This is a genomic window from Streptomyces sp. McG3 (assembly GCF_018619185.1).
GTDB lineage: Bacteria > Actinomycetota > Actinomycetes > Streptomycetales > Streptomycetaceae > Streptomyces.
The window spans coordinates 1-4,597 of record NZ_JAAXYC010000461.1 but is presented as its reverse complement, the minus strand read 5'-3'; the positions used below and the strand labels follow the sequence as shown (position 1 = coordinate 4,597).

Sequence of the window (4,597 nt, the reverse complement as noted above, 5' to 3'; positions counted from 1 at the left end):
GGGCGGGGGCGGCGGGCGTCTTCCGCTGCTCAGCCCTTGACGGCGCCGGCGGCGAAGCCGGACGTGACATGGCGCTGGAGCAGCAGGAAGATCACCAGGGCGGGCAGCGCGAAGAGGGTGGAGGCGGCCATCGTGGCGCCCCAGTCGGTACCGAAGGTGTTCTGGAAGGACGACAGCCACACCGGCAGCGTCCGGTTGTCCTGCTGCTTGATGATCAGGAAGTTGGCGTAGGCGAACTCGTTCCAGGCGGTGATGAAGCCGAACAGCGAGGTCGCCATGAGCCCCGGCGCCAGCAACGGCATCGCCACCCGCCAGAACGCCCCGGTCCGCGTACACCCGTCGACCTGCGCGGCCTCCTCCAGCTCGGGCGGGATCGTCCCGATGAAGCCGCGCAGCACCACGACGGTGAACGGCAGCGTGATCATGAAGTAGATCAACGTCAGTGTCGGCAGCCGGTCGAGCATGTCGGTGTCCCGCGAGATGATGTAGATCGGGATGATCAGCGACTCCCACGGCGCCATCTGCGCGATGAAGATCATCAGCATGAACTGCCGCCGGCCCTTCCACCGCATCCGCGCCACGGCGTACGCCGCGCCCAGCGCCACCAGCAGCGCCAGCAGCACCGCCCCCAGCGTGACCAGGATGCTGTTGCGCCAGAACAGGGCGAATCCATCGGCTTCCACGGCCCGTCGGAAGTGGTCGAGCGTCCAGGTGTGCGGGAAGAGTTGGGGGTCGGCGGACCGGATCTCCTTCGACGGCTTGAAGGCCGTGGAGATCATCCAGTAGACGGGGAAGAGGCAGACGACGACGGTCACGGCGGCGGCGATGTTCAGCGGAAGGCGCCGGAGCCGAGGGCGTACGACAGACGGGTTCATCGGGTCTCGTCCTCCTGGCGGAGCATCTGGCGGAAGTACAGGACGAGCACCCCGGACATCAGGACCACGGTGACCATCGAGGCGGCGGAGCCCAGGTCGTACCGCTGGCTGGAGAGCGCCGTCTGGACCGCGTAGACGGGCAGGATCGTTGTGGCGTCGCCCGGGCCGCCCCGCGTCATCACCCAGATCTGGACGAACGCCTTGAAGGTCCAGATCACCTCCAGCGAGACGACCAGCAGGAAGATCGGCCGCAGCATCGGGAAGGTGACCGAACGGAAGATCCGCGCCGCGCCCGCTCCGTCCAGCCGCGCCGACTCGTACAGCTCCAGGGGCACGGTGGTCAGCGCCGAGTAGAGGGTGATCGCGGCGAACGGCACCGACTGCCAGACGATCAGCGTCACCAGGATCGCGAAGGCGGCTGTGCCGTCGGCGAACCACGGGTAGCGGTCGAAGGACTCGAAACCCAGCGAGGTCAGCGAGCGGTTGACGATGCCGAACTCCGAGTGGAACAGCCACTGGAACACCGTGGTCGCCGCCACCACCGGCATCGCCCAGGCCAGCACCAGCGAACACAGCACCACCGTCCGCCCGATCCGGCCCAGCCGTTCCACCATCAGGGCGACCAGGGTGGCGATCACCATGATCAGGACGACGTTGATCGCCATGAAGAGGAAGGTGCGGCGCACCACCTCCCAGAAGCGGGGGTCCGTCAGCAGGGTCCGGTAGTTCCGCAGCCCGACGAACTCCGCTTCACCGGAGATCAGTTGGCGTAGCCGGAAGTCCTGGAACGAGATCAGGACGGCCCGCACCAGCGGGTAGACCAGCAGATACAGCATGCCGCCGACGGCGGGGGCGATCAGGGCGTACGGCCAGAGGCTCCGCGCCCTGCCCCGCGGGGGCGGGGCCTTGCGCCCGGCGAGGCGCGGGGCGGGACGTCGCCGGGGTACGCGGGGTGCGGACCGTTGGTCGACGACCGGCACGGCACGCCTCCTCTCGTGGTCGGGGCGGAGTGGGTCGAGGTCAGGAGCCGGCGTTCATGGCCCGGGTGATGTCCGCCGAGGCCTTCGCCGCCTCCTTGGCCGGATCGCCCCCGGTGAGCACGGCCGTCATGTAGTCCTTGATCGGGTTCTCGGCCTCGACCGCCGCCCAGCCCGGGGTATTGGGCGTCGCGTGCCCGTTGGCCGCGCCGACCGCCATCGCGGCGGCACCCGGGTCGTCGGCCACGGCGGACGCCAGCGAGGTCCGGTTCGGCACGTAGCTCATGGCGACGGCGAGCTTCTTCTGCCAGGTGTCCCCGGTCAGCTCCTTGATGAAGGAGACCGCCTCGTCGGGGTGGGCCGCCGCGGCCGGCACGACCAGGTCGGAGCCGCCGGTGAAGACCGCGCCCGGGGTGTCCGCGGTCTTGCCCGGGATCGGGAAGAAGGCGAGCTTGCCCGCCAGTGCGGGGTTCTGCTCCGCGATGACCTTGGCCCCGCCCGGGGTCTGGATGACCTGCGCCACCTGCCCCTGGGCCATCACCTCGGCCTGCGGCGGGTCGTCCTCGTCGGAGTCCTTGGGGCCCTTGCCGAGCGCCTGGAGCTCCTTGTAGAACGCCATGCCGCGCAGTGCCTCGGGGGTGTCCAGCGCGCCGGACCACTTCTCCCCGGACTCGGTCGCGAGGTCGCCGCCCTCGTCCCAGATGAACCCGGCCAGCGCGTACCACAGCTGTCCGGGCAGGTAGATGCCCTGCGTGCCGCCCTTGTTGAGCTGGGTGGTGGCGTCGATCCACTGCTCACGGGTCTTGATCGCCTTCGCGTCGACGCCCGCCTTCTCGAAGAGGTCGGTGCGGTAGACGACCACCCGGTTCGCCGCGTAGTACGGGATGCCGTACTGCTTGCCCTCGTAGGATCCCGGCTCGGCCAGCCCGCTCAGCCAGTCCCCGCCGTTCAGCTCCTCGGTGCGGTCGCTGAGGTCGAGCAGTCCGCCGCTCTCCGCGAACTGCGCCACCTGGGTGTTGCCCGCCTCGATGACGTCCGGGGCGTCGTTGCTGGCCAGGGCGGCGGTGATCTTCTCGCCGATCCCGTCCCACTCCTGGATCTGGATCTTCACGTCGATCGTCGGGTGGCGTTTCTCGAAGTCCGCCGCGAACTCCTTCCGGAACCGGTCCGAGACGCTGTCACGCATGAGCCAGACGTCCACCGTCGTCCGGCCGTCCCCGTCGCCGGAGTCCGTTCCGGACGACGAGCCACAGGCACTGAGCGCGGCGGTCAGGACGAGCACGGACCCACCGGCGAGCAAGCGGTACTTCATGGTTCACCTCGGAAGCAGAAGGGATCGGACGGACCTGACGAGGCCTGACCACCTGACCAGTTGCGTCCACTGGACAGCTCGCCTCTCGATGGGGGTTGAAGGTGGCATAGACCAATGAGGTCGTCAACCCCCTTTGCAGCAGGGTGATTTGATGATCTGTGGGTATCGGCGCCCCTCATGCTGCGCATGGATGGCGCTACACTTCGCCTGACCAGCAAGCCAGTTCGGCCGCAGTGGTCGGCAACTGGTAAGAAAATGAGGCTCGCCGGGAGGGGAAAACGTGGACGCGGACGTGCCGGGGACGGTGCTCAAACGGGAGCGGACCCGCGATGCCGTCCTGGAGCTGATCGAGTCGCGCAGCCCCGGGGACGCCATCCCCTCGGAGCGTGCCCTGTGCGCCCTGCTCGGCGTGTCGCGGCCCACCGTGCGGGCGGCGGCCGACGAGCTGGTCGCCGCCGGGCTCCTGGTGCGCGAGCATGGCCGGGGCATGTTCGTCGCCCCCGCCAAGATCACCCAGGAGCTGGTGGCCGGGGACCGGGCGCTGAGCGTGCCGCAGGCGGCGGGCGCCTGGTCGAGCCGGCTGCTGGAGTTCACCACGCTCCAGGCGGGGGCCCGCGTCGGCCGCAAGCTGCGGATGTCGCCCGCCGCCGAGATCGTCTACGTGGCGCGGCTGCGGCTGGTCGACGGCGCTCCGATGGCCATCGAGCACCTGCACATCCGGGCCGAGCTGGTGCCGGGCCTCAGTGCGCAGGAGCTGGAGAACGGCGACCTGTACGAGCACCTGCGCTCCACGCACGGGGTGCACGTCCACGAGGCGGTCCAGGCCATCGAGCCCACCGTCGTCACCCGCGCCGAGGCCGGGCTCCTCGACGTGCCGGAGCTGTCGCCGGCGCTGCTCTTCGAGCGGCTGACCTCCGACACGGCGGGCCGCCCGGTGGAGTACGTCCACTCGCTCTACCGGGGCGACCGCTACCGGATCGTCTCCCGGCTCGCGCTCGGCCCGGCGGCCGAGGTCACCCCCGACCGGGAGGGGCACCATCCGGGCATCCCGCCCGGCGACTTCGCGCACGGCGACGCCATCGCCTCCTCGACCAGGGGGGACATCCAGGCGGGCGGCTGACCGCCGACCGCCGGTCGCGTTGCGCAGGGTGCAACTCTGGTTGCACCTCTTGTCGAACGGCCGCCGGCGGGCCAGGGTGGCGGACGCATCCGAAGCAGCCGAACCCCCACACGAGGTGCCTCGCATGAACCCAGCCCCCCACCCGAGCTCCGGCCCCGACCGTTCCGGCCCCGGTGACCTTTCCGTATCCGTATCCGCGCCCGCATCCGTATCCGCGCCCGCATCCGGCCTCCCCAGCCGCCGCGGCCTCCTGGGCGGCCTGCTGGCCGGAGCCGCCCTGGCCACCGTCGCCCCCGCCCACGCCGCGCCGGCC

The 4,597-nt window shown here is 70.3% G+C and carries 4 protein-coding genes and 1 pseudogene; 2 read left to right on the top strand and 3 right to left on the bottom strand.

The annotated features are described in order from the left end of the window. Positions 1-29 precede the first annotated feature (29 nt). Genes HET64_RS36865 through HET64_RS36855 form a run of 3 tightly spaced genes read right to left on the bottom strand, consistent with a single transcriptional unit; the run spans position 30 to position 3,164 of the window. Entirely contained in the window at positions 30-875 is an 846-nt protein-coding gene (locus HET64_RS36865) for a carbohydrate ABC transporter permease (protein ID WP_215111595.1), read from the bottom strand. Next, positions 872-1,855, bottom strand: a complete 984-nt coding sequence (locus tag HET64_RS36860; protein WP_215111594.1) for a carbohydrate ABC transporter permease — start codon at positions 1,853-1,855, stop codon at positions 872-874. The genes HET64_RS36865 and HET64_RS36860 overlap by 4 nt, the downstream gene beginning before the upstream one ends. A 40-nt stretch (positions 1,856-1,895) precedes the next feature. After that, complete coding sequence (locus tag HET64_RS36855) at positions 1,896-3,164, bottom strand: extracellular solute-binding protein (protein WP_215111593.1); 1,269 nt, start codon at positions 3,162-3,164, stop codon at positions 1,896-1,898. Between the two features lie 280 nt (positions 3,165-3,444). Here HET64_RS36855 and HET64_RS36850 point away from each other — a divergent pair, with 280 nt between their 5' ends. Continuing rightward, a complete protein-coding gene (locus tag HET64_RS36850) occupies positions 3,445-4,284 on the top strand; it encodes a GntR family transcriptional regulator (RefSeq protein ID WP_215111592.1) in 840 nt (279 codons plus the stop codon). Between the two features lie 124 nt (positions 4,285-4,408). Then, a pseudogene (locus tag HET64_RS36845) lies at positions 4,409-4,597 on the top strand (lactonase family protein); the annotation flags it as partial.